The 22,494-nt window shown below is 73.4% G+C and carries 23 protein-coding genes, 1 tRNA gene and 3 pseudogenes; 7 read left to right on the top strand and 20 right to left on the bottom strand.

The annotated features are described in order from the left end of the window. Nucleotides 1–154 precede the first annotated feature (154 nt). The 10 genes and pseudogenes from U6N30_RS09500 to U6N30_RS09550 form a co-directional block, all read right to left on the bottom strand. Nucleotides 155–682 carry a hypothetical protein gene (locus U6N30_RS09500; RefSeq protein ID WP_324278221.1) on the bottom strand — a complete coding sequence of 176 codons (528 nt, stop codon included), beginning with the start codon at nt 680–682 and terminating at the stop codon, nt 155–157. Nucleotides 683–714: 32 nt separating this feature from the next. Beyond that, nucleotides 715–1,394 (bottom strand): annotated as a pseudogene (locus tag U6N30_RS33660) (beta-ketoacyl-[acyl-carrier-protein] synthase family protein); the annotation flags it as partial. Nucleotides 1,395–1,477: 83 nt separating this feature from the next. Continuing rightward, nucleotides 1,478–1,597, bottom strand: a complete 120-nt coding sequence (locus U6N30_RS35390) for an acyl carrier protein (protein WP_479690592.1) — start codon at nt 1,595–1,597, stop codon at nt 1,478–1,480. Nucleotides 1,598–1,919: 322 nt separating this feature from the next. Continuing rightward, complete coding sequence (locus U6N30_RS09520) at nt 1,920–2,120, bottom strand: 3-oxoacyl-[acyl-carrier-protein] synthase III C-terminal domain-containing protein (RefSeq protein WP_324277098.1); 201 nt, start codon at nt 2,118–2,120, stop codon at nt 1,920–1,922. Further along, on the bottom strand, nt 2,105–2,887 hold the full coding sequence (locus U6N30_RS09525) for a beta-ketoacyl-ACP synthase 3 (RefSeq protein ID WP_324277099.1): 783 nt from the start codon (nt 2,885–2,887) through the stop codon (nt 2,105–2,107). Before U6N30_RS09525 ends, U6N30_RS09520 begins: the two co-directional genes overlap by 16 nt. Further along, on the bottom strand, nt 2,884–3,225 hold the full coding sequence (locus U6N30_RS09530; RefSeq protein ID WP_324277100.1) for a biotin/lipoyl-containing protein: 342 nt from the start codon (nt 3,223–3,225) through the stop codon (nt 2,884–2,886). Before U6N30_RS09530 ends, U6N30_RS09525 begins: the two co-directional genes overlap by 4 nt. Beyond that, complete coding sequence (locus U6N30_RS09535) at nt 3,191–3,337, bottom strand: hypothetical protein (protein WP_324278668.1); 147 nt, start codon at nt 3,335–3,337, stop codon at nt 3,191–3,193. The genes U6N30_RS09530 and U6N30_RS09535 overlap by 35 nt, the downstream gene beginning before the upstream one ends. Then, on the bottom strand, nt 3,334–4,083 hold the full coding sequence (locus U6N30_RS09540; RefSeq protein ID WP_324277101.1) for an ACP S-malonyltransferase: 750 nt from the start codon (nt 4,081–4,083) through the stop codon (nt 3,334–3,336). The genes U6N30_RS09535 and U6N30_RS09540 overlap by 4 nt, the downstream gene beginning before the upstream one ends. 138 nt (nt 4,084–4,221) lie before the next feature. Then, entirely contained in the window at nt 4,222–4,413 is a 192-nt protein-coding gene (locus tag U6N30_RS09545) for a helix-turn-helix domain-containing protein (protein ID WP_324277102.1), read from the bottom strand. 217 nt (nt 4,414–4,630) lie between these two features. Beyond that, a pseudogene (locus tag U6N30_RS09550) lies at nt 4,631–5,215 on the bottom strand (PucR family transcriptional regulator); the annotation flags it as partial. Between the two features lie 840 nt (nt 5,216–6,055). Here U6N30_RS09550 and U6N30_RS09560 point away from each other — a divergent pair. Further along, complete coding sequence (locus U6N30_RS09560) at nt 6,056–6,682, top strand: pirin family protein (protein WP_324278223.1); 627 nt, start codon at nt 6,056–6,058, stop codon at nt 6,680–6,682. Nucleotides 6,683–6,946: 264 nt separating this feature from the next. Beyond that, nucleotides 6,947–7,908: pseudogene (locus U6N30_RS09565) on the top strand (M20 metallopeptidase family protein). A 13-nt stretch (nt 7,909–7,921) separates the two neighbouring features. Here the strand turns inward: U6N30_RS09565 and U6N30_RS09570 are convergent. From U6N30_RS09570 to aceE, 3 genes are all read right to left on the bottom strand, one after another. Beyond that, complete coding sequence (locus U6N30_RS09570) at nt 7,922–8,107, bottom strand: substrate-binding domain-containing protein (RefSeq protein WP_324277103.1); 186 nt, start codon at nt 8,105–8,107, stop codon at nt 7,922–7,924. A gap of 287 nt (nt 8,108–8,394) precedes the next feature. Then, nucleotides 8,395–8,886: a transketolase-like TK C-terminal-containing protein gene (locus tag U6N30_RS33665; protein ID WP_422678056.1), complete on the bottom strand. Its 492-nt coding sequence runs from the start codon at nt 8,884–8,886 to the stop codon at nt 8,395–8,397. Further along, complete coding sequence (gene aceE / locus U6N30_RS09575) at nt 8,808–10,907, bottom strand: pyruvate dehydrogenase (acetyl-transferring), homodimeric type (RefSeq protein WP_422678057.1); 2,100 nt, start codon at nt 10,905–10,907, stop codon at nt 8,808–8,810. Before aceE ends, U6N30_RS33665 begins: the two co-directional genes overlap by 79 nt. Nucleotides 10,908–11,656: 749 nt before the next feature. On the opposite strand from aceE, the gene U6N30_RS09580 reads away from it, so the two are divergent. From U6N30_RS09580 to U6N30_RS09590, 3 genes are all read left to right on the top strand, one after another. Then, a complete protein-coding gene (locus tag U6N30_RS09580) occupies nt 11,657–12,076 on the top strand; it encodes a DUF3052 domain-containing protein (protein ID WP_116452339.1) in 420 nt (139 codons plus the stop codon). Between the two features lie 185 nt (nt 12,077–12,261). Then, nucleotides 12,262–12,723 (top strand): peroxiredoxin, encoded by a 462-nt coding sequence (locus tag U6N30_RS09585; protein ID WP_324277104.1) that lies wholly within the window; start codon nt 12,262–12,264, stop codon nt 12,721–12,723. A 34-nt stretch (nt 12,724–12,757) separates the two neighbouring features. Next, nucleotides 12,758–12,829, top strand: a tRNA-Val gene (locus tag U6N30_RS09590). A gap of 50 nt (nt 12,830–12,879) precedes the next feature. Here the strand turns inward: U6N30_RS09590 and U6N30_RS09595 are convergent. Together U6N30_RS09595 and U6N30_RS09600 are read right to left on the bottom strand one after the other, a co-directional pair. Next, on the bottom strand, nt 12,880–13,068 hold the full coding sequence (locus U6N30_RS09595) for a hypothetical protein (protein ID WP_324277105.1): 189 nt from the start codon (nt 13,066–13,068) through the stop codon (nt 12,880–12,882). Nucleotides 13,069–13,162: 94 nt separating this feature from the next. Beyond that, on the bottom strand, nt 13,163–13,804 hold the full coding sequence (locus U6N30_RS09600; RefSeq protein ID WP_324277106.1) for an alpha/beta hydrolase: 642 nt from the start codon (nt 13,802–13,804) through the stop codon (nt 13,163–13,165). A gap of 398 nt (nt 13,805–14,202) precedes the next feature. Between U6N30_RS09600 and U6N30_RS09605 the strand changes: the two genes are divergently transcribed. Further along, the gene (locus U6N30_RS09605) at nt 14,203–15,117 is read left to right on the top strand and encodes an alpha/beta fold hydrolase (RefSeq protein ID WP_324277107.1); all 915 of its coding nucleotides are present in this window, start codon (nt 14,203–14,205) and stop codon (nt 15,115–15,117) included. 16 nt (nt 15,118–15,133) lie between these two features. Here U6N30_RS09605 and U6N30_RS09610 read toward each other — a convergent pair whose 3' ends face one another. From U6N30_RS09610 to U6N30_RS09630, 5 genes are all read right to left on the bottom strand, one after another. Then, nucleotides 15,134–16,195 carry an NAD-dependent epimerase/dehydratase family protein gene (locus tag U6N30_RS09610; protein WP_324277108.1) on the bottom strand — a complete coding sequence of 354 codons (1,062 nt, stop codon included), beginning with the start codon at nt 16,193–16,195 and terminating at the stop codon, nt 15,134–15,136. After that, nucleotides 16,192–17,730: a WS/DGAT/MGAT family O-acyltransferase gene (locus U6N30_RS09615; RefSeq protein ID WP_324277109.1), complete on the bottom strand. Its 1,539-nt coding sequence runs from the start codon at nt 17,728–17,730 to the stop codon at nt 16,192–16,194. The genes U6N30_RS09610 and U6N30_RS09615 overlap by 4 nt, the downstream gene beginning before the upstream one ends. A gap of 158 nt (nt 17,731–17,888) precedes the next feature. Then, nucleotides 17,889–18,548: an alpha/beta fold hydrolase gene (locus tag U6N30_RS09620; RefSeq protein WP_324277110.1), complete on the bottom strand. Its 660-nt coding sequence runs from the start codon at nt 18,546–18,548 to the stop codon at nt 17,889–17,891. Continuing rightward, nucleotides 18,485–18,865 (bottom strand): alpha/beta fold hydrolase, encoded by a 381-nt coding sequence (locus U6N30_RS09625; protein WP_324277111.1) that lies wholly within the window; start codon nt 18,863–18,865, stop codon nt 18,485–18,487. Before U6N30_RS09625 ends, U6N30_RS09620 begins: the two co-directional genes overlap by 64 nt. Nucleotides 18,866–18,913: 48 nt before the next feature. Beyond that, nucleotides 18,914–20,875: an FUSC family protein gene (locus tag U6N30_RS09630; protein WP_324277112.1), complete on the bottom strand. Its 1,962-nt coding sequence runs from the start codon at nt 20,873–20,875 to the stop codon at nt 18,914–18,916. A gap of 64 nt (nt 20,876–20,939) precedes the next feature. Here U6N30_RS09630 and U6N30_RS09635 point away from each other — a divergent pair, with 64 nt between their 5' ends. Then, complete coding sequence (locus U6N30_RS09635; RefSeq protein ID WP_324277113.1) at nt 20,940–22,244, top strand: Nif3-like dinuclear metal center hexameric protein; 1,305 nt, start codon at nt 20,940–20,942, stop codon at nt 22,242–22,244. Nucleotides 22,245–22,494: the final 250 nt, after the last annotated feature.

Genomic DNA, 22,494 nt, shown 5'->3' on the forward strand with positions numbered 1-22,494 from the left:
GAACCGCTGGAGGCGGTCCTCGGGGTCGCGCGGGTCGGGGGTGGGCGGGGCGGGGGCGGCTTGGACGGTGGTCACTTGTCCTCCGGGTTGTGTGGCCTCGCTGCAGGGGCCCGCCTGCGAGCGTGCGAGTGGCGGGGGCAGCGAGGTCCTCTCGCTAGGCAGTCGTGAAGACCAGTGCCATGTTGTGACCGCCGAAGCCGAACGAGTCGTTGACGGCGGCGGTGAGGGTGGCGCGGCGCGGTTCGTTCCGCACGATGTCGAGGGACTGGACGGCTGCGTCGTCGTCCGGGTCGTCCAAGTTGGCGGTGGCGGGCACGATCTGCTCGCGCAGGGCCAGGATGGTGAAGACCGACTCCAGCGCGCCGGCCGCGCCGAGCAGGTGACCGGTCTGGCTCTTCGTCGCGCTGACCAGCACGTGCTCGCCGAGCGACGAGCGGATCGCCGCCGCCTCGGCGGTGTCACCGACCGGCGTCGAGGTGGCGTGGGCGTTGACGTGGCCGATGTCGGTGGGGGAGAGGCCGGCGTCGCGGAGGGCGGCCGAGATGGCCCGGGACGCGCCCTCGCCCTCCGGGTGGGGGCGACGAGGTCGTAGCCGTCGGCCGTCCCGCCGGCACCGGCGAGACGGGCGTGGATGCGGGCCCCGCGGGCCTTGGCGGCGTCGGCCTTCTCCAGCACGATGCACGCGGCGCCCTCCCCGAGCACGAAGCCGTCGCGGGCCTTGTCGAACGGTCGGGATGCCCGTTCCGGCTCGTCGTTGCGCGTGGACATGGCGCGCATCGCGGCGAAGCCGGCCATGGGCAGCGGGTGCACGCACGCCTCGGTGCCGCCGACGAGGACGACGTCGGCCCGGTCGAAGCGGATCAGGTCCAGGCCCCAGCGGATCGCCTCCGCGCCGGAGGCGCAGGCACTGACGGGCGCGTGGACGCCGCCCTTGGCGCCGATCGCGAGGCCGACGGCGGCAGCCGGACCGTTGGGCATCAGCATCGGGATGGTGAAGGGGAGACCCGCTTGGGGCCCTTCTCCTCGAGGACGTCGTCCTGGCCCAGCAGGGTCAGCGCGCCCCCGATACCGGTGCCGACGACGACGGCGATGCGCTCAGCGGCGACGCCGGAATCGCCGGCCCCCGAGTCGCGCCAGGCCTCCTCTGCGGCGATCACGGCCACCTGCTGGCTGCGGTCGAGGCGCCGGGCACGGACGCGGTCGATCTGCTCGGCCGGGTCGACGGCCAGGCGGGCGACGAGCTGCGCCGGGTACTCCTTGATCCAGTCGTCGGTGATCCGGCTGACTCCCGACCGCCCGGCGAGCAGCGCGTCCCACGTGCTGGCGACGTCGCGGCCCAGAGGCGTGGTGGCACCGAGTCCGGTGACGACGACGTCGGTGACGGGCGTGCTCATGGTGGCTCCTCCTGGGACATCGGCCGGTTGGCCGGGGATGCGGGCGGGCCCCGCCGCCGCGGAGGCGGCAGGGCCCGAGGGACTCAGCCCTGGTTCTTCTCGATGTAGCTGATCGCGTCGCCGACGGTCTTGATGTTGCCGAGCTCGTCGTCGGGGATCGCGACGCCGAACTTGTCCTCGACGGCGGTGGCGATCTCGACCATCGACAGCGAGTCGACGTCGAGGTCGTCGGTGAACGACTTCTCGGGAGTCGCGTCGGCGGGGTCACCCCGGCGACCTCCTCGAGGATCTCGGCCAACCCGGTCTGGATCTCCTGGGTGCTGCTCACTTCGTCTCCTCGCTGGCGCTCGTCGGCTGCGTTCGCATTGCTGCTGTGCTCATTGGTTCGTTCGCGAGCTCACTCACCCGGGGCGGGTCCTCTCTCCGGATGGGGCGGCGGGGAGCCGCCGACGTCCGGGACGCGGTGTCCCGGGGATCTAGGGGTGGGGTTGTTCGCCGGAACGCCGCCCACGGGGGTGGTGGCGCTCAAGGGAGCACGACGACCTGACCGGCGAAGGTGAGGCCCGCGCCGTAGCCCAGCAGCAGGGCGAGGTCGCCGCTCTTGGCCTCGCCGCTCTCCAGCAGGGCCGAGAGCGCCAGGGGCACGGACGCCGACGACGTGTTGCCCGACCGCACGACGTCGCGGGCGATGACGGTCCGCGCCGGCAGCTTCAGCCGCTTGGCCATGAGCTCGATGATGCGGAGGTTGGCCTGGTGGGGGCGAAGACGTCGATGTCGTCGGGGCCGACGCCCGCGCGGCGCATGGCCTCCGCGAGGGTGTCGGTGAGCTTGGTCGTCGCCCAGCGGTAGACCGCCTGGCCGGCCATGCTCATGCCCGTCTCGTTCTCGGGGATCGCGATCGCCTCGTGCAGGTCGCCGTCGCTGCCCCAGACCACCGGGCCCACCGCCGGCTCGTCGGACGGGCCGACGACCGCCGCGCCGGCGCCGTCGGCGAAGATCACGGCCGTCGACCGGTCGTCCAGGTCGGTGTAGTCGGTGAGCCGCTCGCCGCCGATGACCAGCGCGTTGCGCGCGGACCCGGTGCGGATGGCGTCGGCGGCCGCGCTCAGGGCGTAGCACCAGCCGGCGCAGCCGGCGTTGACGTCGAAAGCGCCGGGACGGGGCACACCGAGCTGGTACGCGATCCGCGGAGCGAGCCCGGGGATCGCCTTGGGCGGGCTGGTGGTGGCCAGGAGCACCAGGTCGATGTCGTTCGCACCGAGCCCGCTGTCGGCCAGCGCCTTGCCCCCGGCGGCGACGGACATCTCCACGAGCGTCTCGTCGGGTTCGGCCCACCGGCGCTCGGCGATGCCGACCCGCGACTGGATCCACTCGTCGTTGGTGTCCATCCGCTCGGCCAACTCGTGGTTGGTGACCCGGCGGCGGGGCCGGTAGCTGCCGAACCCGAGGATGCGTGCGCCTGGCGAGCCGTCCGGCACCTGCAGAGCGGTCATGCCGAGACCTCCGGATAGAGACGGGCGATCGGATCTCCGGCGTCCACGAGGTCGCCTTCGTGGACGAGCCACTCGGCCAGTACCCCGTCGTAGGCGGCGGAGACATGGACTTCGTCGCGGCGGCTGCGGACCAGGCCCAGGGGCGTCCCGGCCGGCAGGTGCGTCCCCTCGGCGATCTCGGCCGGACTGATCGTGCCGCGCGCGGGGAGACGACCACGCGCCAGTCGGGCAGGTGCTCCGCCTCCGGGCGGCCGCGCTCGGCGCCGATGAGCTCGCGGGCACGGTCGAGGTCGGCCGGGCCGGTCAGGGCGAGGATCTCGATGCCGGCACCCTTCCACCCCGCTTCGCGAGGCCGGCCAGTGCGCCGGCCGGGGGTAGCTCGATGACGGCGGTGACGCCGAGTTCGCGCATGGTGGCCAGGCAGGCGTCGAAGCGCACCGGGCTGGTCACCTGGCTGACGAGCCGGGAGACCGTCTCGGCGCCGCTCGGGACGGCGGAGCCGTCGGCGTTGGAGAGCAGGAGGCGGCTCGGCTCGGCGGGGAGAGCCCGCCGACGAGCCCCTCGAGCTCGGTTCGTGCCGACGCCATGTACTCGGTGTGGAAGGCGCCGGCGACGGAGAGCGGCATGATGCGGGCCTTCGTGGGCGGGGCTGCCTTCAGCGCGGCCAGGCCGTCGAGCGCACCGGCCGCCACGATCTGCCCCGCGCCGTTCATGTTGGCGGGGGTGAGGCCGTGCTCCTCGATCGCGGCCAGCACCTCGTCGGGCTCGCCACCGAGGACGGCGGACATGCCGGTCGGGGTTTGCGCGCAGGCCGCGGCCATCGCCCGGCCGCGCACGGCGGTCAGCGCGATCGCGGCCTCGACGGAGAGCACGCCGGCGAGCGCGGCGGCGGTGAGCTCGCCGACGCTGTGCCCGGTGATGACGACGTCGCGGCCGGCGTGCGGGCTGTGGTTCACCGGACCGGGCAGCCCGCCGAGCTCGCGCGCCACGAAGAGGCTCATCGCGACGACGAGCGGCTGGGTGACCGCGGTGTCCGTGATGGCCTCGGCGTCGCCGGTCGTGCCGAGCGTCAGCAGGTCGGCATCGGCGATCGCCCCGGCCCAGCGGAAGAAGGCCTCGGCGCCGGGGAGGTCGAGCCAGTCGGTGAGCATTCCGGGCTTCTGCGCGCCCTGTCCGGGGGCGAGTACGGCCAGCACCCCTCACCGTGCCAGTGATCATGCGTCGGCGCGGCGGTGCGCGGCACGAAAGCACACCGCTGATCTTTGTGGGAACCCGACAAGTTTGCCGCTCCGTCACGGCCCCTTCGCGACGGGGAGTCGTGGGAAATGCACTCATCAGTGCCAGAGCGAGCGGTCCCGATCCAGTTCCGCCAGTGCCAGCGCCACCTGCAGGGTCCAGCTGCCGCGGGGGTCGGTGGGCGAGACGCCGGTGATCTCCGCGGCCCGCTTGAGGCGGTAGCGCACGGTGTTCGGGTGCACGAAGATCGCGCGCGCACTGGCCTCCAGGTTCCCGCCGCTGTTGAGCACCGCACGCACCGTCTCCAGCACCTCGCCGCCCGCGGCCCGCGCGGTGCGGCGACCCGCTCGTGGAGCGCCGCGCGGGCCAGGGGTCGCCGTCCAGTGCCCGCTCGGCCAGCAGCGCGTCGGCGGCCACGGGACGGGGTGCCTCGGGCCAGGCACGCGCGGCCCGCAGCCCGGCGAGGGCGGCGGCCGCGGACTCACCGGCCCGGCCGAGGCCGTCCACCACCGGCCCGGTGACCACCGGACCCTTGCCGAACTCGTCGCTGACCCGTTCCGCGACGTCGACGAGGTCGTCGGGCCGGCCCAGGACGACGACCAGCTGCTCGGCGTGGACCCCGACCAGGACCTCGGTGCCCAGCGACCGGGCGGTGCGGCGGACCGCGGCGTGCGGGTCCTCCACGCCGGTCGGGGTCGAGCCGACGAGGACGACGACGGGCGTGCTCGTCGCCCAGCCCAGCGCAGCGGCCCGTCCGGAGAGCTCCTCGGACCGCTCCCCGCGGACGAGGGCGTCCACGACCAGCGCCTCCAACCGGGCGTCCCAGGCGCCGCGGCTCTCGGCGAAGCTGGCGTACACCTGCGCGGTGGCGAAGGCGACCTCGCGGCTGAACTGCAGGACGGCGAGGTGCAGGGCGTCCTCGTCCCCCGGCTCGGCGACCGAGGCGACATGGTCCTCCAGGACGTCGACGACCACCTGGATCAGGTCGACGGTCTGCTTGAGCGCCACGACGCGGACCAGTTCCCGCGGCGCCGCGCCGAACACGTCCCCGGTGAGCCGCGGCGGGCGCCCGGGGTCGCGGCACCACTCCACCAGGGAGGAGATCCCCGCTGGGCCACGAGCGTCACCCAGGACCGGCGGTCGGCGGGCATCGCCCGGAACCAGGAGAGCTGGTCGTCCATCCGCGCCACCGCGCGGGTCGCGAGCGCGCCGGAGGAACGCTCCAGCCGACGGATCGTCGCCTCGGTCGGCGGGCGGTGGTTCACCCGGCTCCTCACCCGGTCAGCGTGTCACGGTGCACACCGTCGGGGAGAGTGGGGCGGTGGAGGTTCCCCGGACGGCAGCTCCGTCCTCACCCGGACGCGTGCCCCGCGCACGGCGCCGCTCACCGTCGGTGTGGTCGCCGGGTGCCTGGTGCTCCTCGCGCTGGTCGGCGCCGGCGTGCGCAGCGGATTCGGGGCGCAGCTGCGCCTGGATGCGGTCGTCAGCGAGGCGCTCTACGCCGGCGACGACCGGGCGGCCGCCTGGGACGGGCTGCTCGAGGTGCTGACGGCGCCCGGCCTGTCGTGGGTCCGGATCGTCGTCTTCCTCCCGGTCCTCGTCTGGCTGGTCCTGCAGCGGCTGTGGTGGACGACGGGGTGGGTCCTCACCGCCGTCGTCCTCGTGGCGCCGCTGACGACGCTGCTGAAGGAGTACGTCGGACGGATCCGCCCGGCGTTCGAGGAGGGGAGCGCGGTACGAGACCCTGAGCTTCCCGAGCGGCCACTCGTCGGGCATCGCGGCGCTCGTCGTCGTCGCCCTGGTGCTCGCCTGGCCGCTGCTCGGCAGCAGTGCCCGGCGCCGCGCGCTCGCCGGAGGGGTGGCCCTCGTGCTGCTGGTGGGGCTGACCCGCATGTGGCTCGGCGTGCACTACCTCTCCGACGTCGTCGGCGGATGGTCGTTCGGGCTGGCGTGGACGCTGGGGACGGCGCTGCTGTTCGGCGCCCTCCCCGGTGGGCGGGCGGCGCTGCGGTGAGCGGGCTCGTCCAGCGCGTCGTGCTGGCCCCGGAGGACGGGTCGCTCGGTCCGCTGCTGCGGGTGGCCGATGACCGGCTGGACCCGCACGCGGGCTACGGCCGGCACGAGCACCGGGCGGTCGACGTCGTGGCGATCGTCCTCGCAGGGTCGCTGCGGCACCGCTGGGAGGCAGGCGCGGAGGTGGCCGCCGGCGACGTCGCGGTGCTGCGCGCGGGTGCCGGGCTCGAGCACGACGAGGTCGCCGGGGCCGACGGTGCCCGGGTGCTGCAGTGCTACCTGCGCAGCGCCGATCCGGGCGCCGTTCCGGGCCACGCGGTGCATCGTGCGGCGTCGGGCTGGGTGGACCTCGCCCGGCCGGACGCCCGCCTCTGGGTGGGCCGCGCGGCGCCCGGGGAGGAGGTCGCGGTGCCAGCCGGACTCCTCGTCCTGCGGAGCCGGGACGGCGTCGTCGTCGAGCAGCAGACGGGCCGGACGGTGGCGGGGCCTGGTGCGCTGCTCGTCTGGCAACTGGACACGACCCGCCCCGCGTGGGCAGAGTCGTGAGCATGGAACCGGCTGCCTCGGCGGGGGCGAGGGGTCTCCTCGTTGCTCTCCGCCGCCTATGACGACGCCGATCGCACCATCGACCTGCGCCGTCGGCTGCACCGCTGTCCCGAGGTGGGCCTGCACCTGCCGCGCACCCAGGAGCTCGTGCTCGAGGCTCTCGCCGACCTCCCGGTCGAGATCACGACGGGGACGTCGACCAGCTCGGTGGTGGCGGTGCTCCGCGGCGCTCGCCCCGGGCCCACGTACCTGCTGCGCGGCGACATGGACGGGCTGCCGGTGCACGAGGACACCGGACTGCCGTTCGCCTCCGAGCACCCCGGCGCCATGCACGCCTGCGGGCACGACACGCACGTGGCGATGCTGCTCGGCGCCGCGCGGCTGCTGTCCGAGCGCCGGGACGAGCTGGCCGGGCAGGTCGTCTTCATGGTGCAGCCGGGGAGGAGGGCTTCCACGGCGCCCGCTACATGCTCCAGGAGGGGTTGCTGGACGTCGTTCCCGAGGCGCCGGTCAGCGGGGCGTTCGCGTTGCACATCGGCTCGACGCTGCCCAGCGGCACGGTCAACGTCCGTCCCGGGCCCATGATGGCCGCAGCCGACCAGTGGACGATGACGGTGCAGGGCCGCGGCGGGCACGCCTCCGACCCGTCCGCTGCCGCCGACCCGATCCCGGTTGCCGCCGAGATCGTGCTGGCCCTGCAGTCGATGGTGACCCGGCGGGTCGACGTCTTCGACCCCGCGGTGGTGACGGTCGCGCACATCAGGGCGGGCTCCACCAACAACGTCATCCCCGACACCGCCTTCCTGGAGGGGACGATCCGCACGCTGTCGGCCGAACGGCGGGCCGACGTCGTGGCTTCGGTCCGGCGGGTGGCCACGCACATCGGTGCGGCGCACGGCCTGGACGTCGACTTCCAGCACGAGGAGGGCTACCCGGTGACGGTCAACGACCCGGGCGCGGCGGCCATGGTCCTGCAGGTGTCCCGCGAGCTGCTCGGGGAGCGGGCGAGCACCCTGTCGCCCGCTCCGCTCATGGGGGCCGAGGACTTCTCCTACGTGCTGCAGGAGGTTCCGGGCGCCATGGCCTGGCTCGGGGCCTGCCCGCCGGGGTTGGATCCCGCCACTGCGCCGGCCAACCACTCGAACCTGGTGGTCTTCGACGAGGAGCCGCTGCCGGCCGGGGCGGCGCTGTACGCGGCGATGGCGCTGCGCGCGCTCGCCGGATGACTCCTCCTCCCTGCTAGGCAGAGTCGCGGACGACCAGGCGGGTGTCGCAGACGCGGGTCTCGACCTCGGCGTCGGGGGCGTCGATCCGGTGCAGCAGGAGCTCCAGCAACAGCGCGCTCATGTCGCCGAGCGGCTGCGCCACGGTCGTGAGCGGCGGGTCGCAGGTCTGCGCGGCCGCGTCGTCGTCGAAACCGACCACGGCGACGTCGTCGGGGACGCGTCGGCCGGCCGCGCGCAGGGCGCCTCGGCGACGAGCGCCGGATCGGGGTCCGGCCTCCGGCCTGGAGCGCGCGGCGGTAGCCGGCGTACCGGTCGAGGCCGGCGACCATTCCCGGCTCGGCCCGTCCGGCCGGCTGGAGCCCCTCTCCTGACCTCCAGCCGCGTCACGGCGCGGCTGGAGGTCGCGTGGAGCGGCTGGACCCGTGCCCCGTCGGGACGACCGACCACGGCGCCGGGACCGTGGTCACCACGGTCCCGGCCCCTGGCTCAGGTCGCCGGGCTCGGGTCCGAGCGGTCGTCGGCCGGAGCGGCCTGCACCTCGCGGACCTGGTACTTCTGCACCGCGTCGACGACCACCGACCGGTCGAGCTGTCCCCAGTCGGCCAGCGACGCCAGCGTGCGGACGACGATGGACTCGGCGTCGACGTGGAAGTGCCGGCGCAGGGCCGGGCGGGTGTCGGACAGGCCGAATCCGTCCGTGCCGAGCGAGTACAGCCCGTGCGGTGCGTACGGCGCGATGAGGTCGGGCACCGCACGCATCCAGTCCGAGACGGCGACGACGGGACCGTCGGCGTCCTGCAGCCGCGAGGTGACGTAGGGGATCTGCGGCTCCTCCTCGGGGTGCAGGAGGTTGTGCTCGGTGACCTCGTCGGCCTGCCGGCGCAGCTCGCCCCAGGACGTCACCGACCACACGTCCGCGGAGACGTTCCAGTCGTTCGCCAGCAGCTCCTGCGCCCGCAGCGCCCACGGCACGGCCACGCCGGAGGCGGGACCTGGGCCTTCGGCCCCTCGGTCCGCGGCCCCTCGGCGTAGCGGTACATGCCGGCGAGCAGCCCTCGGACGTCGAGGTCCTCCGGCTCGGCCGGCTGGACGAACGGCTCGTTGTAGACCGTCAGGTAGTACATGACGTCGGGTGCGCGGTGCCCGCCGAGCGGGGCGCCCGGGTCGTCGCCGTACATCCGGACGATGGCGTCCCGAGTGATGTGGGCGACCTCGAAGGAGAACGCCGGGTCGTAGGACACCACCGCGGGGTTGGTGTGGGCGAGCAGCAGCGAGTGCCCGTCCTCGTGCTGGAGCCCCTCACCGTTGAGCGTCGTCCGCCCGGCGGTGGCGCCCAGGATGAACCCGCGGGTCATCTGGTCGGCGGCCGCCCAGAAGCCGTCACCGGTCCGCTGGAACCCGAACATCGAGTAGAAGATGTAGATCGGGATCATCGGCTCGCCGTGCGTGGCGTACGAGCTGCCGACAGCGGTGAACGACGCGGTGGAGCCGGCCTCGTTGATGCCCTCGTGCAGGATGACGCCCTGCTCGGACTCCTTGTAGGCCAGCATCAGCTCGCGGTCGACCGACGTGTACCGCTGTCCCGCCGGGTTGTAGATCTTGTGCGACGAGAAGAGCGAATCCAGGCCGAAGGTGCGGGCCTCGTCGGGGATGATCGGCACGAAGCGCGGGCCGAGCTCCTTGTCCTTGAGCAGCTCCTTCAGCAGGCGGACGAACGCCATCGTCGTCGCCACCTCCTGCTTGCCCGATCCCTTGCGCAGGACCTCCAGCGCCTTGTCGTCGGGGGCCTTGAGCGACTTGGCCTCCGCCCGGCGGCGTGGCACCGCGCCGCCGAGCTGGTTGCGGCGCTCGAGCATGTACTGCATCTCGTCGGACTTCGGATCCGGCTTGAAGTAGGGCGGCAGCGTCTTGTCCAGCGCCGAGTCGGGGATGTCGAGGTAGAGCCGGTCGCGGAAGAGCTTGAGGTCCTCGGCGGTCAGCTTCTTCATCTGGTGCGTGGAGTTGCGGCCCTCGAAGTGGCTGCCCAGCGTCCAGCCCTTGATGGTCTTGGCGAGGATGACCGTGGGCTGGCCCTTGTGCTCCTGCGCCGCCTTGAACGCCGCGTAGACCTTGCGGTAGTCGTGCCCGCCGCGGGAGAGGCCCCAGATCTCCTTGTCGCTCATGTTCTCGACGAGCTTGCGGGTGCGCGGGTCGCGGCCGAAGAAGTGCTCGCGGACGAAGGCGCCGTCCTCGGCCTTGTAGGTCTGGTAGTCACCGTCCGGCGTCTGGTTCATCAGGTTGACCAGGGCGCCGTCACGGTCGGCGGAGAGCAGGGCGTCCCACTCGCGGCCCCAGATGACCTTGATGACGTTCCAGCCCGCGCCCCGGAAGAACGACTCCATCTCCTGGATGATCTTGCCGTTGCCGCGCACCGGGCCGTCCAGCCGCTGCAGGTTGCAGTTGATGACGAAGGTGAGGTTGTCCAGCTCCTCGCGGGCGGCGATGCCGATCGCGCCCAGCGACTCCGGCTCGTCCATCTCGCCGTCGCCCAGGAAGGCCCAGACGTGCTGGTCGGAGGTGTCCTTGAAGCCGCGGTCGTGCAGGTAGCGGTTGAACCGGGCCTGGTAGATCGCGTTGAGCGGGCCCAGGCCCATCGAGACGGTGGGGAACTCCCAGAAGTCCGGCATGAGCCGCGGGTGGGGGTAGGAGGACAGTCCGCCACCGGGGTGGCTGACCTCCTGCCGGAAGCCGTCGAGCTGGTCCTCCGACAGCCGGCCCTCGAGGAAGGCGCGCGCGTAGATGCCGGGGAGGCGTGCCCCTGGAACCAGATCTGGTCGCCGCCGCCGGGGTGGTCCTTGCCGCGGAAGAAGTGGTTGAAGCCGACCTCGTAGAGGAGGCGGAGCTGGCGTAGGAGGAGATGTGCCCGCCGACGGCGATCCCGGGCCGCTGCGCGCGGTGCACCATGATCGCGGCGTTCCAGCGGATGTAGGCGCGGATACGCCGTTCGGCGTGCTCGTCACCGGGGAACCACGGCTCGCGCGAGGGCGCGATGGTGTTGATGTAGTCGGTGCTGCGCAGGGCGGGGACGCCGACCTGCTGCTCCCGGCTGCGCTCGAGCAGCCGGAGCATCACGTACCGGGCGCGTTCACGGCCGGCGTTGTCGACGACGGCGTCGAGGGAGTCCAGCCACTCCTGGGTCTCGTCGGGATCGGTGTCGGGGAGTTGGCTCGGCAGCCCGTCGGTGATGACCGCGCGGGGCGTGCCTGCGTCGCGGGCGGGGTCGCCGTCCGACTGCTGCGGTGCGCTCATGCGTCCATCGTCTCCCGTCAGGCCCATGATCGTCACGCCTACCCGCGGGTTGTGTGCCGAGTCGCGCGTCCTGGGCTGATCGTCCGCCACGGGTGCCGGTCCAGCACGGGCGGCTTGCGTCAGCCGTGTCATGCCCTACGCTTCCGCCAGCGGTGGCTCGGACGCAACGACTTCCGCACCGCTGCCCGGAGTCGTTCCGGGCGGCCGACGTCGGAGAGCGAGAGGGGTGACATGACCAGGCAGCGGGGAAACCACCCGCCGGTCGTGTCCGTTTCGTGCGCCACTCCTTCCGACGACCCCGCTGGAGCCGCGGCGTATCCGCGGCTGCACAGCATTTTTCTTCTTCCGGATCGCGGGAACCGGTGACCGTGACGCGTCCGCGCGCGTTCGGCGCCGTGACAGGGCACCATCCATCCCACGAACGGCCAGCAGCAGACCACTCCATGGAGGATCAGCAGGGATGAGCGTCGACAGCACCGGCATGGCGGCCCGGCTGGGCATCAAGCCGGGCATGGTCGTGCAGGAGCTCGGGTGGGACGAGGACGCCGACGAGGACCTGCGCGACGCGATCATCGAGGTCTCCGGCGGCGAGATGGTCGACGAGGACACCGACGAGGTGGCCGACGTCGTCGTGCTCTGGTGGCGGGAGGACGACGGTGACCTCTTCGACGCGCTGACCGACGCGATCACCTCGCTGGCCGACGAGGGCGTCGTCTGGTTGCTGGTGCCCAAGTCCGGCCGCCCCGGCCACGTGGAGCCCGGTGACGTCACCGAGGTCGCGCCCACGGCCGGCCTCTCGCAGACGAGCAGCATCTCCGCGGCCAAGGACTGGTCGGGCATCCGGCTGGTCACCCCGAAGGCCGCCCGCTCCCGACGCTGACGAAGTCGAAGGACCCCGTCCTCCTCATCCCTCGCAGGCTCGGGACGAGCCTCTGGACGGGGCCGGGGCGCGGGCCCCTGCGAGGGGCCGTTCCAGCCCGTCACCAGGCTCGGGACGAGCCTCTGGACGGGGCCGGACGAGGGGCCGTTCCAGGCCCTCGCCATGCGTGCGGCACGATCGGGGGCATGAGCCTCTCCGTCGGTGACGTCGCGCCCGAGTTCAGCCTCCCCGACCAGGACAAGCAGGTCGTCTCCCTCGCCGAGCTGCGCGGGGCGCCGGCCCTGCTCGTCTTCTACCCCTTCGCCTTCTCCGGTCTGTGCACCGGAGAGCTCTGCCAGCTGCGCGACGAGCTGTCGGTCTACACCGATGCGGGCGTCCGGGTGCTGGCGATCAGCACCGACCCGGTCTTCAGCCTCAAGGCGTTCCGCGAGAAGGAGGGCTTCGACTTCCCGCTGCTGTCGGACTTCTGGCCGCACGGCGCCACCGCACAGGCCTACGGCGCGTTCAACGAGAAGGCCGGCATGGCCCTGCGCGCGACCTTCCTGGTCGACGCCGACGGGAAGGTCGCCTTCGCCGAGGTCAACTCGCCCGGCGACGTCCGCGAGCAGTCGGGCTGGAAGGACGCCATCGGCGCGCTCGCCGCCTGAACTCGCCGCCCGGGGTGCGTACCTTGGGCGCGCGGGGCGCGTAGCTCAGCGGGAGAGCTCTCGCCTTACAAGCGAGCGGTCGCAGGTTCGATCCCTGCCGCGCCCACTCCGCATCGACGCCGTGAGAGCCGTCGATCGGCGTTTCGTCCGGCGCCGCTACTCGCGGACGACCCAGACCTCCGCGGGACCGCGGGAGGTGTCCTGGAGCTGCCGGGGCTCGAAGCGCTCGTAGACGCCGAACCAGCGGGGACCGTCGTAGACGAGGACGGAGGACGCGAGCTGCTCTGCGGGCACCTCGTCGACCTCACCGTGGCGGGGGCCGCCCCAGTGCGAGATCAGCGGCATGGCCCTCACGGTAGTCGCGGGTCGTCCACGGCCGTCGGCCCCCTCCAGCGCACCGCCCCGCGCGTGCCAGGGGCGGGGAGGAGGTGGTCCGTCCTCAGGCGGCGGTGTCGTGCGCGGCGACCGGATCGGCCGCGGTGGGCGTCGCGGGCTTCGGGAACGCGGGACGCAGGAACAGCGGCGCCCGGAACTTCTTCCACTCGCCCTCACGCTGGGCCAGCCGGTCCGCGACCGCCCAGATCGAGGCGGGGTGGTGCCCCAGGCCCAGGTGGCTGGCCATGACGGCGATGTTCTCACAGCGCTCGCCGGGCGTGTCCAGGCAGGTCTGCCAGTGCACGATCCCGTCGTAGTGCGAGTAGATCGACGTGGCCGGCACGGTCAGCGGCGTGTTCTCCGACTCCAGCGGCAGGGTGCGGTGCTCGACATGCAGGTGCGAGAAGCGGTCGAAGACCTTCGTCGCCCGGCTCTGGCTGTGCCGAGCCAGGCGGAAGGGGCTGCCCAGGGTGACCACCTGGCGCACCGACTCGGGGGATCGGCGGGCGAGGTCGCGGGCGAAGATGCCGCCCAGGCTCCAGCCGATGAGCGAGACGGGCCGCTGGTGCTTGTCGCTGAGGTGGTCGAGCAGGTCGCGGGTGCCCTTCACGCAGTTGGCGGTCGGGCCGATGTTGCGGCCGAGCCCCCAGCCGTGCGCGTCGTACCCGAGCTTCCGCAGCACCGCCCGCAGCGCACGGGTCGACATGTCGTCGGCGAGCAGGCCCGGCAGGACGAGGACGGGGTGGCCGTCGCCGTGGGGAGGCGGGACATCAGTGGCTTGGCGGCGAGGTACAGGCCGTAGTCGCCGACGGCGCGCCCGGGCTCGGTGAGGTAGAGCGGGAGTGCGGGCCCGTCGTCGTGCTGTGCTGCCACTGTCGTCCTCCTGGTGCCGACCGCCATTGGTACCGACGACTACCAAGATGGGGCCTGGCTCACACTCCGTCGAGACGAAGTGCGGGCACATGTTGCCTAAATGTGTCCTGGGTCATATCAGCCGTTCACGTTCCGCTGATAATGGGCGCCCCATGAGGCAGGTGGGTCGCGGGCGAATGACGGACAGGTCACCCTGCGGGAATCGCGCAACGGGCCGGGGAGGATGCACGGGTGACCGAGCAGCGCGCGCAGGACGGGCAGAGCAGGACCGTGGACCTGGGCGGTCCCGTCCACTACGTCGACTTCGGCGGTCCTGACGAGGCCCCCACGGTCGTCCTCGTGCACGGGCTGGGCGGCTCGCACCTCAACTGGGACCTGTTCGCGCCGCTGCTGCGCGAGCACGCCCGCATCCTCGCCGTCGACCTGCCGGGCTTCGGTCTGAGCGAGCCCGGGCACCGGTTGGCGACCGTGCAGAACAACGTCACGGTGCTCGACCGGTTCCTGCGGGAGGTCGCCGGGACGCCGGCCGTGCTGGTGGGCAACTCGATGGGCGGGATGATCTCCATCCTGCAGGCCTCCCGTCGACCGGAGACGGTGACCGGGCTGGTGCTCGTGGACCCGGCGGTGCCCGGCCCCCGGCAGAAGCTCGACGCCCGGGTCGCGGCCAACTTCGCCATGTTCGCCGTTCCCGGTGTGGGAGAGCGCTTCCTCGCGGCGCGGCGCCGCCGGCGCGGTGCGCGGGCCACCGTCCTCGACACCCTCGCCCTCTGCGGGCTGGCGGAGGACGACGTGCCGCCCCGCCTCATCGACCGCTCGATCGAGCTGGTGGACCAGCGCCAGGACGTCGCCGGGATGGACCGGGCCTTCCTCACCGCGGCGCGCTCGCTGCTCCTGCTGCTGCTCGACCCGCGCCTGCTGCGCCGGGCGATGGCGTCGATCCGGGTGCCCGTCCTGCTCGTGCACGGCGACCAGGACCGGCTCGTCCCCGTGGCCGCGGCGCGCCAGGCCGCGCTGCGACACCCGGCATGGACCTACCTCGAGCTGCCCGGGATCGGGCACGTGCCGCAGCTCCAGGTGCCCGACCGCCTCGCCGAGGTGGTCGCGAGCTGGCTCGACGAGACGGCCGAGACACGCGCGACCGCCTGACGGGACCACCCGCGGATCAGCCGTCCAGGGTGTCCCGGAGGGCCTCCAGGCCGCTGTACCGCGGTCGCCAGCCCAGCTTCTCCCGGGCCTTCGTGGTGTCCATGATCGCGGGCCGGCTGGCCGCCTCGACCCATTCCGCGGCGGGGGCAGGAAGGGCAGCCGGGAGAACGCGCGGGCCGCCGCCTGGGCGGGCGCGGCCGGCAGGGGGATCGGCAGGGCGCCGAACTCCCGCGCCACGTCCGTCGCGGTCAGGACCCCTCGCCCGCGATGTTGTAGGCCCCGGGCGGACCGGCCCCGACGATGCACTGCACCAGCGCCCGGCCGACGTCCTCCTCGTGGATGAACTGCACCGGGAGCTCGGGGACGAACACCGGCACGGGGACGGGGAGCCGCCGGGGCCGGCCGAACAGCTGCCGGCCCAGCGGTGCCAGCGGTCCTGGCAGCACGTCCTTGCCACCGATGACGTTCGGCCCGAGCACGACCGGGGGCGCAGCAGGAAGAGTGCGAGGTCGGGATGCGCGCGGGCCTCCTCGCCGAGCAGCTCCTCGAGCTCGGCCTTCTCCTGCGCGTAGAACAGGCGCGAGGCGGGCCGGGTGGGCCACTCCTCGTCGATCCGCTCCGGGTTGTCGGCGTGGAAGCCGTACGCGGCGACCGACGAGGCGTAGACGAACCGCTGGGCGCCGGCCGCGGCCGCGGCGCGGAAGGCGTTCAGGGTGCCGTCCACGTTGATCGAACGGGTCGTCTCCCGCGAGGCGTTGCCGGTGATCAGGAACGCCAGGTGCACGACGACGTCGACGCCGTCGAACGCCGCCTCCAGTGCTGCGGCGTCGCGGACGTCGCCCTGCCGGTACTCCATCTTCGTCCAGCCGCGCTCGGCCGGGTCGAAGGGACGCCGGGCGATGCCGATCACCCGGCCGATGCGGTCGTCGTCCTGGAGCAGCGGGACCAGGCCGGCGCCGAACGTGCCGGTCGGCCCGGTGACGGCGACGGTGAGCTCGCGGTCGGTGTCACCGGTGTCCTCGAGCCCCCGCGGCCCCGTACCGAGAGCACCGGCGCCGCGTCGCTTCGCAGGGGTCATCGGGCGGCTGCCGACGTCGTCTTCCTGGCGGGCCGCTTGGACGGGGCCGGAGCCTTCTTCGCGGTGGTCCTGGCAGCAGCCTTCCGCGGCGCCGGCCCGGCCTGTTCCCTCGCCGCGTCGGCGTCCGCCTCGTCGGCGATCTCCTGCTCCGTGTGCTTCTTCGCCAGGGTGAGGAGCTGCTCGATGCCGCGACGGATGCCGCCGGAGAGGACGTCGACGTCGGGGTAGCCGTCGAAGTCGGCGTTGATCCCGAAGGTCATCGTGTTCAGGTAGGAGAAGATCCCGATCGAGCACCGGGTGCCGCCGGCGATCGGCACGTACGCGGTCGCGCTGACCATGCGCTTGCCGAGGACGTAGAGCGGGACGCGCGGGCCGGGCACGTTCGTGGTCACCGCCTGGCACCACATCTGGCCGGCCTGGAGCGCGGCCCGCACGCCCATGGACAGCAGCGTCGGCGCGACGAAGTTGCCCATCGCGATGATCGAGTTGGCGTCCACCGCCTGCATGGCGCGCTTGTACTCGTCCATCTGCCCGCGGATGGCGGCGAGCCGGTCGATCGGATCGGACAGCCCGACCGGCAGGTCGACGAAGACCGCCGAGACCTGGTTGTTCAGGCTGCCCTTCTGGTCCGCCCGGCGGACCGACACCGGCACCATCGACCGGACGACGAGCTTCTCCGACGACAGCTCGCCCCGGGCCTTGAGCAGGTCACGGAACCCGCTGGTGATGGCCGTGAGGACGACGTCGTTGACGGTGCCGCCGAACGCCGTCCGGACGGCCTTGAACTCCTCGAACCTGCCCTCGGTCCAGGCCCAGCGCCGGTGCGGGCCGATCGGGCCGTTGAGCGACCTGGCCGTGGGCGTGACTGCCTGCTTGGCGATGGAGGGCACCGTCTGGGCCAGCGTCTTCCCCGTCGCCGCCAGATCCTTGACCACGCGGACCGGACTGCCGATGGTGGGGGCGTTGGCCAGCTGCTGCACCGGGTGGGTCAGCCCCTCGGTGACCGAGGCAGCCATGATCTCGACGGTGGAGGGACTGCGTCGCGGCGTCCAGTCCTGCACGGCCTCGTGCGTCGCCGCGGGGTCGAGGTCGAACATGAGCTGCATCAGGTCGGTGCCGGCGACGCCGTCGACCATGCAGTGGTGGACCTTGGAGATCAGGGCCCAGCGGTCGTCGGCCAGGCCCTCGACCAGCCACAGCTCCCAGAGGGGCTTGGCCATGTCCAGGCGCTGACCGAGGACGCGGCCGGCCAGATTGCGCAGCTGCTCGTCGCTGCCCGGCTTCGGCACCGCGGTGTGCCGCACGTGGTACAGGATCTGGAAGTGCGGGTCGTCCACCCACAGCGGCCGGCCGAGCTGCATCGGCACCGGGCGCACGCGCTGCCGGTACCGCGGGACCTTCGGCAGCTTGCTGAGGATCAGCCGTACGACGTCGCCGTAGGTGGGGGCCGGCCCGTCGAAGACGGCCACCGACCCCACGTGCATCGGGGTGTTCTCGCTCTCCGCGTAGAAGAAGCCCGCATCGAGGGCGCTCATCCGGTCCACGTTCTGCTCCTCGCCGCCCCTGGTCGCGGTTCTCGGACCGGGGCCGTTCCACGTCGTCGGGTGGCCGCTGAAGTTATGCGTGTCTGTGGGTTACTGCAACATGGCCGTTGTGGCGGTCGCCACACTGCCGTGCCCCGTGGGCAGCCCGGTCAACCGGCTTTTCTCCGGGCGGTGGCCACGCGGTCCATCAGGGCGTTCAACGCGTCATCGACGATCCGGGTACGGGTGAGGTTGACGCTGTGCCCGGCGCCCTGGACGACGACGAGCTCCGCGCCGTCGCCGATGATCTCCGCCAGCCGGCGGCCGTGGTCGACAGGGGTGAGCCGGTCGTGGGTCGCGGCGACGACGGTGACCGGCACCCGTCGCAGCACCTCCAGTGACGCCGTCTCGTCGTGGTCCAGGAACGTCGCGTAGAAGGCCATGACCACGGGGTACGGCGTCTCCTCCAGCAGCTGCTGGACCAGCCGGACGCTGCCCGGGTCGGCGTCGTCGCGGCCGAACAGGAGCCGGCGGGTGAACCACCGGCCGAAGGCGCTGCCGCGCCACCGGAACCGCTCGAGCAGGGGCGCGATCAGCTGCAGCACCCGCAGGTAGACCGGGAGCAGCCGCAACCCGCGGATGGCCTTGATCACCCAGCCCAGGACACCGGTCTCCACCAGTCCGCCGGCGGAGGTGGCGAGGAGAAAGACTCCCACGACGCGGGTGCCGAACAGCTCGGGGCGCTGACGGGCCAGCGCCATGATGCTCATCCCGCCCATGGAGTGGCCGACCAGCAGCACCGGCCCAGCGGGGACGACGGCGTCGAGCACCTGCCCGAGGTCGCGGCCGGTGCGGTCGATCGTCGCGTCCGGCAGGGGGTGGCCGCGGACCGGCCGTGGCCGCGCTGGTCCCAGAGGACCAGTCGCGCCCGCCCGCGCAGCGCCGCCCGCTGGAGCTCCCACTCGGCGAGGCGCGCGGTGAAACCGTGCGAGAAGACCACGGTGAGGGAAGCGGTCGTGCCCCCGTCGGCACCGGGCTCGTCGACCTCCACGTGCAGGAGCACCCCGTCGTCGGTCTCGACGACGCGGGAGGCGGGCGGCGGTGGACCGGTCGGGGCGGGCAGGGACGGCGGCAGCTCCTCGGGCACCCCGCCATCCCAGGGTTCCGCCCGGGACCCCGCAACCGGGAGCGCGACTCAGGGGCTGCGGCGTCCCGGGGCGTTCTCCCGGACGAGCCGTCGCGCGGTGTCCACCTCCCGGGCCACGGGGCCCAGCACGCCGTCCGCGTGGATCTCCGCGTCGTCGGGTGCGCGGTGGGCCCGGACGTCCTCCTCCAGCTGCCGGATGGCCTTCCGCAGCACCGCGACCTGGGCGAGGTCAGGGGCCGGCTCGCCCATCCGCTGGGCGATGACCGCCTCGGTGACGGCGTCCGACGTCCGCTCGAGCTGGACGATGACCGGCCACCAGGCGGCGGCGCGGTTGCTGATCGGCGGGGGCTCGGCGAGCCGGCGCTGGAGCTGGGTCTGCAGCTCGGTGAGGGCGCGGTAGTTGCGCCGCCGCGCGCGACGGCGGTCGGCGGGGCTGCCGGTGAACGCGGCCTCGACGAAGGCGTCCAGCGCGAGGGCGGCGGCGCGCAGCGCCTCGTCGAGAGGTGCCCGCCAGGTCTGGGGCCACAGCAGGTAGCCGAAGACGAGCACGATGGCGCAGCCGATGAGGGTGTCGGTGAGCCGGGCACCCACCACCCCGGGACCGCCGGGAAGCGCGAGGTCGAGCAGCAGGATGATCACCGGCGTCTGGAACACCGAGAACAGGCCGAAGTTGGCGTTGCGGGCCCAGGGGAGCAGCGCCGCGGAGGCCGACATGGCGACCAGCACCCAGGCGTCGCGCGGGAGGACGGCGAGCAGCACCGACCCGATGAGGACCCCGAGCAGCGTTCCGGCGCCGCGCTGGACCGCGCGGGTGAACACCGACCCGAAGTCGGGTTTCAGGACGATCGCCACGGTCAGCAGCACCCAGTAGGGGCGCTCGATCGGCAGGTACTGGCGGGCGATCTCGGCCACCGTCATGCACAGCGCCAGCCGGACGGCGAAGGCGCGGCTGTCGGTGCTGGCCAGCGTCCGGTCGGCCAGCTCGCGCAACCGGGTCCGGAGGTCCACCTCCGGACGCTCGGCGGCGGCCCCGGCGCGCTCCTCGGGGTCGCCGACGACGTTCCACACCAGCCGCACCCCGTGCCGCACCGCGCGCCGGCCGGGCGGCGCGTCCTCCAGCGGTGGCAGGCGCTCGTCGGTCAGCTCGCCGTCGCCCTCGAGGGCCGCGGCCAGCGCCCGGACGGCGGCGATGTCGTCCGGGTCGGCCGGGACGGCGGCGCGCGCGGCGGCGACCGCGCCCTCCACGAGCGGAGCGGCGGCGTTCAGCACGCCCGCCAGCTCGGAGAGCTCCTGGATCCGCCCGGCGGAGTGGCTGCGGCTGCGGATGACGCGGTCGTAGGCGGCGTTGAGCGCGGTGGTCATGGCCCGGCGGCTGTCGTCCGAGCGGTCGGTGCCGCTGGCCTCGAGCAGCTCGGCGACGCTGCGGAAGACGGCGGCCACCGACGACCGGTCGGGATCGAGGGCCTCCGTCCGGGCCTGGACGAGGATCGTGGCGGTGGCCCAAGCGGCGCCGGCGAAGAAGAAGGCCACCTCCACGGGCAGCGAGAGCGGTGTGACCAGCCCCGAGGAGAGGGCGGTGTAGATCAGCAGCTGCAACGCCCCGAGGGACAGGGCCGCATTGACCGAGCTGATCAGCGCCGCCACCGCCGAGAGGACGGCGATCAGGAGCACGGGCATCCAGCCGCCGCCCGTGGCGTACGACCCGACCACCAGCCCGACGGCGCCGAATCCGACCGCGGCGGCGGTACGTCGCAACCGGTCGCGCAGGGGCCCGGACTGCGGGGCGAGGCTGGCGGCGAGCGCACCCGTGGTCGCGAAGACGCCGGCCCCGAGGACCGGTCCCGCCTCGACCCCGCCCTGCACGGCGACGGCCACGGCGAGCGGGGCCGGGATGGTGACGGCGAACCGGACGACGTCGCGCCAGGGGACCGGCGGCGGTGTGGTGCGCACCAGCTCCTCGAGCCAGGAGGGTGCCCGCAGCACGCGCTCCCGGGGCGCGCGGTCCTTCACGCCCAGAGCTTGTCACCGACGCCCCCGGAGCCGTGGGACGGGGAGGCACCTACAGTCCTGAGCCGTGGCAGTGCCCCTGCGCGAGGTGATCGCCGCGCTCGATGCCCGGTACGACCCCGCGCTGGCCGAGAGCTGGGACGCCGTCGGGCTGGTGTGCGGCGATCCCGACGAGCCGGTGGGGCGGGTGCTGTTCGCCGTCGATCCCACGACCGCCGTGGTCGACGAGGTGATCGGCACCGGCACCGATCTGCTGGTGACCCATCACCCGCTGCTGCTCACCCCCGTGCACGGCGTGCCCGCCGACGACCCCAAGGGCCGGGTGGTGCACCGGCTCGTCCGGGCCCGCGCCGCGTTGTTCGTCGCGCACACCAACGCCGACCGGGCCCCGGGGTCGGGGGTGAACGCGGCGCTCGCGGACCTCCTGGGCCTGACCGGTGCCGTGCCGCTGGAACCCGCCGGCGACGATCCGCGGGCCGGGCTGGGCCGCGTGGGGGACCTGCCGGAGCCGACGACACTGAGGGCCTTCGCGTCGTTCGTGGCGCAGGTGCTCCCCGAGACGGTGGGCGGCGTGCGCGCGGCCGGGGATCCCGACCGGGTCGTCCGCCGGGTCGCCGTCTGCGGGGGCAGCGGGGGATCGCTGCTCGGCGCGGCAGCGGCAGCGGGTGCCGACGTGCTGCTCACCAGCGACCTCAAGCACCACCCGGTGTCCGATGCCGGCGAGGTCCCCGGCCCCGCGCTGTGCGACGTCGCGCACTACGCCTCCGAGTGGCCCTGGCTGCCGGTGGCGGCCGAGGTGCTGCGGAGCGACCTGGCCGGGCAGGTCGAGGTGGCAGTGTCGCGGTTGCGGACCGATCCGTGGACGTGGCACGCGGGGGCTGATCCCGCTACGCGTGGCCGGCTGCTCGCAGCGCTGCCACGCACCCCGCTCGAGCGCGCGCTGACGGCGGATCCGGGTGAGGAGACCCGGTATCGGCTCCAGATCGCGGCTCGCGGCCGGCTGCACGTCGGAGAGACGACGGTCGGCGTACCGGCCGGTCGTGGTGTGCACCGTCCAGCGCTCCACGTCGGGGACCGACAGTTCCTGGCCGATGAGCACGGCCGGCCCCGCGGCGTCCGGAAGGGCCCCCTGCAGCCCGATCTCCGGGGCGGACCAGTCCGCGACGTGGACCGTCGACACGCGCAGCCCGTCGTCGTCCACGGCGAGGACGACGTCGCCCGGACCGTCCCGCCGGCCGATGGGAGCGACGTGGTCGACGTCGAGCACCAGGACCAGCCGCGGCAGGTACCACCAGTGCTCCCGGCGGAGCATGTGCGAATCCGCGAGCGCCCGGGACGGCGGGTGCTTGCGCAGCTCCTGGTCGAGCAGTGACTCGGTGAAGACGCTGCCGTCGCCGTCCTCGAGCAGCGTGAACCGCCCGACGGCGGCGAGCGGCTCCCAGGCCGACCCGGTCAGCCGGGGGTCGGAGAGCGCCAGCGCGGCGACGTCGGCAGCGGCGGCCGCGCGCGCGGTGCCGGCGTGCACCCACGGGAGGGCCACGGCCGGTCGCTCACCGAGCAGGAGCGGCACCACGCCGATCGCGCCGGGCGGTCCGCCCCCGGTCCGCCATAACAGTTCGGCT

Source organism: Blastococcus brunescens (genome assembly GCF_035320885.1).
GTDB classification, from domain to species: Bacteria; Actinomycetota; Actinomycetes; order Mycobacteriales; family Geodermatophilaceae; genus Blastococcus_B; species Blastococcus_B brunescens.